The 4,092-nt window shown below is 40.3% G+C and carries 5 protein-coding genes; 1 reads left to right on the forward strand and 4 read right to left on the reverse strand.

What is annotated here, in order from left to right; translation table 11 throughout:
- The 3 genes from AAF462_10545 to AAF462_10555 form a co-directional block, all read right to left on the reverse strand.
- The coding region (locus tag AAF462_10545; GenBank protein ID MEM7009561.1) for an aminotransferase class I/II-fold pyridoxal phosphate-dependent enzyme at positions 1-659 on the reverse strand (659 nt) is incomplete at its 3' end.
- Positions 660-682: 23 nt separating this feature from the next.
- The gene (locus AAF462_10550; protein ID MEM7009562.1) at positions 683-1,138 is read right to left on the reverse strand and encodes a CoA-binding protein; all 456 of its coding nucleotides are present in this window, start codon (positions 1,136-1,138) and stop codon (positions 683-685) included.
- A gap of 113 nt (positions 1,139-1,251) precedes the next feature.
- Positions 1,252-2,127 (reverse strand): cytochrome c, encoded by an 876-nt coding sequence (locus AAF462_10555; GenBank protein ID MEM7009563.1) that lies wholly within the window; start codon positions 2,125-2,127, stop codon positions 1,252-1,254.
- 124 nt (positions 2,128-2,251) lie between these two features.
- On the opposite strand from AAF462_10555, the gene AAF462_10560 reads away from it, so the two are divergent.
- Entirely contained in the window at positions 2,252-3,013 is a 762-nt protein-coding gene (locus AAF462_10560; protein ID MEM7009564.1) for an SDR family oxidoreductase, read from the forward strand.
- Between the two features lie 261 nt (positions 3,014-3,274).
- Here AAF462_10560 and AAF462_10565 read toward each other — a convergent pair whose 3' ends face one another.
- Positions 3,275-3,991 (reverse strand): DNA alkylation repair protein, encoded by a 717-nt coding sequence (locus AAF462_10565; protein ID MEM7009565.1) that lies wholly within the window; start codon positions 3,989-3,991, stop codon positions 3,275-3,277.
- Positions 3,992-4,092 lie beyond the last annotated feature (101 nt).

A 4,092-nucleotide genomic window follows, 5' to 3' on the forward strand; every position in this document is an offset into this window, starting at 1 on the left:
CCTCCGATTGAAGTTCCATGGCCGCAAATAAACTTAGTGGCAGAGTTTACAACTATATTTGCGCCATGTTCAATTGGTCTGCAAAGATAAGGAGTTGCAAAAGTGTTATCAATAATGAGAGGAATCCCTGCGTCCTCACCAATTTTTGCAACCGCTTCTATATCAAGTACATTCCCGCGCGGGTTACTTACAGTCTCTCCGTATAGTGCTCTTGTTTTATCAGTAATAGCTTTTCTAAAGTTCTCCGGATCATCAGGATCTACAAAAGTGACATCAATGCCCATTTCTCTAAGGTTCACATCAAACTGGGTATACGTTCCTCCGTATAATGTGCTTGAGGACACAAGATGATCGCCAGCATGAAGAATTGTAAGAATAGATGTCATTTGAGCAGCCTGCCCCGAGCTAAGCGCAAGAGCGGCGCTGCCTCCCTCAAGAGCTGCCATTCTTTCCTCAAATACTCCGTTGGTTGGATTCATGATCCTGGTATAAATATTTCCAAAAGTCTCCAGGTTAAAAAGCGCTGCCGCGTGGTCAGCATTATCAAATACATAAGCTGTAGTCTGATAAATCGGCACACCTCTAGACCCAGTAGTAGGATCAGGGTTTTGACCTGCATGAACACATTTAGTATCAAATCCAAATTCTCTTTCTGACATAGTATCCCTCCTTTAAGAAGTGGTTATTTTTTTGAAGATATCAGTCTTCTATTTACCCCAAGATAATTTATTCCCCCGAATATCCTTCCATATTCTATCTTAACACACCTATCCATTACAACCTCAAGACCCGCGTCCCTCGCTTTTTGGGCTGCTTCTTCATGTACTACCGTGAGCTGCATCCATACTACTTTTGCGCCGATTTTTATTGCATCATCTACGATTGGTGGGACGTCCTTGGATCGCCTAAAAATATCTACTATATCAACAGGCTCTGGAATATCAAGAAGGGACTTATAGGATTTTTCCCCTAAAATTTGGTCATACCCAGGATTGACCGGGATAATTTTATAGCCGTGATCCTTCATATATTTTGCGGCAAAATGGCTCGGCCTATTCCACTTTGGGGACAGCCCAACAACTGCAATTACTTTGTTTTCGGTAAGTATGCGTTTTATATCGTCTGTTGTGGGATTCATTTTACTTAATACAATTTACACTAGTTTTAGGATTGTGCAGTAATTGCGCCTGCAAGTCTTGGATACAAATAAAAGCATGACTTATACTAGTGTATGAGATTTAGCCTTAGGCGCTAGTTTTTAATCTCATCCATATATTTAAAATAAGCGATAATATCGTCTAGATTCTGCTCAGAGAGATCGGGATGGTCCGGCATATGGGTGTGGCGGTATAAAGAAGGATTTCGAATAAACTCTTTAATCATATAGGTGTTTCTGTAAGTGGTAATGCTCTGAGGGGCATTCATGTCAGGGCCGATCTTACCGCCCTCCCCGTTCATTGCGTGACACCTGATGCACCTTGCTTTGAAAATCTCATAACCTTTGTAGACTTCAGATCCTTCCAATGCCCCTATGGGAGTAACGCCGGCATATTCGTTATTAAAATCAATAAGGTTTATTGTTTCAAGCTCCCATGGCCAGGGGTATCCATTAGCTGTAGTTTGATTCTCTCCTGTCCACACAAGATAAAACGGGCCGGGATTTACTTCTCTAATGCTAATAGGTTCCCAGTACGGATATTCTAAATCCTCAAACACTATATAGCCCCCGGACTCTTGGAGCTTAGTTGTTGAAGAAACGGCTGTGTAGCCGTCAAGCGCTTCAAAGGCTACATCTGTATAACTCTCGCTACTCCAATTTTCTCCATAAGCTAGATTGAGGACATCGGAAAGTAAAAATGCATTATAGTGTTTTTCTTTCTCATACATAGGGTCTGTGAATGTTATGTCATGAATTTCAAGATCTTCCTTGAGGTCTTTTAGGCTGATTGCTTCCTCTAGCTCGCCTGAAACAAGGAACGTGAGTGAAGGTCCGGGCTCTGGGTGTGAAGATTTATTAAGCGAGATATTAATTATCAGCATCAAAACCATAATAATCCCGATCGCCATTAAAAGAGTTATAGCCCCTAAACGAGGATTTTTAATTACTTGAGAATATTTTTTAGTCATTGAAATAACCTATTACTGGGTTCTTATTATTACTTAGCCACTAACTATTATATCTGCATTTTCATTGCAATTCTGTATTAAATAATGTTGATTAAACCCTAAAAACATCCATACTACTTCTCCTATGAAGCTAAGAGATAAAGTCGCACTTATCACCGGCGGAGGAACTGGAGTTGGGAAAGCCACAGCATTTTTATTCGCAAAAGAGGGAGCCAAGGTTGTCATAACGGGAAGAAGGGAAGAGGTTTTAACTGAGGCTGTGAGTGAGGCTTCTGAGAGCAATCTGGATTTAGACTATCTTGTCAGCGACGTAGCTATAGAAGAGCAGTGCAAAGAAAGTGTAGATTTCATGATAAAGAAGTTTGGCCAATTGGACATACTTTTTAATAATGCCGGAGTTCTATACAAAGAAATTACTCATGAGACCACTACCGAGCAGTGGTGCAATACATTTGATGTAAATGTAAGGGGCATGTACTTCATGTGTAAATACGCTTTGCCGCACATGCTTGAGCGGGGATATGGAGTAATAGTTAACAATTCCTCAATACTTGGTCTTAAAGCCTCACCGGGCTTTGCAGCGTACAACTCATCAAAAGGCGCTGTAAACCAGCTCACCAGAAGTATGGCGCTTGAGTACGCGGATAAAGGCATAAGAGTAAACGCCATATGCCTTGGGACGGTGTACACGCCGCTTGTTGAGGATATGTTTGAGCAGTGGGGAGATAAAGAGGCTGCCAGACAGCGGTATATATCTGTGCATCCGATCGGACGGCTTGCCCAGCCTGAGGAGATAGCCCCTGCGGTTCTATTTTTATGCGATGACAATGTTAGTTTTATGACTGGGACAATGCTTTCAGTTGACGGCGGTCTAAGCGCTAAGTGAAATTCTAAAACAAACATACTAATACTATAGTATTAGCACTTACACTATTTTAATACTATTTACAGCAGCCAAATTAAACCTTGCTAGATAACACCAAAATAGTCTAATATCTATTTAGAGGAGATATGGCTAGTGCTGTAGCGCATCCATATTACTTTCCTCATAATTGTTTTGGTAAATTGACTAAATCTTGCCTTTTGCTTCTCTTAAGCCCTCCTGTGTCTGTTATGCAGCATGGGAGGGCGTTTTTATTTATAGGTGTTATTTCATTGCCTGCTTCTTATATTTTAGGGGCATTTTCTCAATCGCATATCTAAGTGCTGTTCTTGGCATCTCTGATTTATTAGCCATAATAAATTCAAAAACTTGGTCTGGATATTGTTTACTGGCCTCCTTTAGCATCCAGCCATAACCCTTTTGAACAAGATCATCTTTATCTCTTAGAAGCATGAGGGCTATTCCAAATATTTCCTCAAGATGCTGCCCTCGTCTAATCGAGTAGATCAAAGTAACGGCCGAGGCTCTTCTTAGCCATCTGTTTTTTGAGACCGCCCATTTCTTGAGCTTTGGAAGATACTCTGGATAGGCGTGTACGAAATAGCCAAGCGAATGAGTACATAAATCATCGCAGTCGCTCCAATCATCCACATATGTTTTAAGCCATCCCTCAAGTAGTTTAAAATCCTTTTTTCTATAGTGCTTTTTTTGTTTATACATATACTGAAAAGCTATTACTTTGTGCTCGTAAATATTAGTACTCAATAGCAGCTCGCAAAACTCGATAATCCTATCAAGGTTAAGATTCTTAATATTCTTGTAGTACTTATTACCGATTTTTCTTACTAGTGGGATTCTAACTCCAAGATAGTTCTTAACATCCATACTAAAATACTCACCAATCTTGTCTCTGTACTGAGTATCAGCATTTTGTTCCAAATCTTTTTTTATATCTGAGAGTGTCGTTTTGAGAAGGTCCATATAAATAGATATTAAGTATTTATCATAAGCTTTTCACTACTTACCCAGTCCGGCTCAAGCATGCCGTATACAATATGGTCCACGTAATGATCGTAGAGCCA

It is taken from the genome of Thermodesulfobacteriota bacterium, from assembly GCA_039028315.1.
In the GTDB taxonomy this organism is placed as follows: Bacteria; Desulfobacterota_D; UBA1144; order Nemesobacterales; family UBA2774; genus CR02bin9.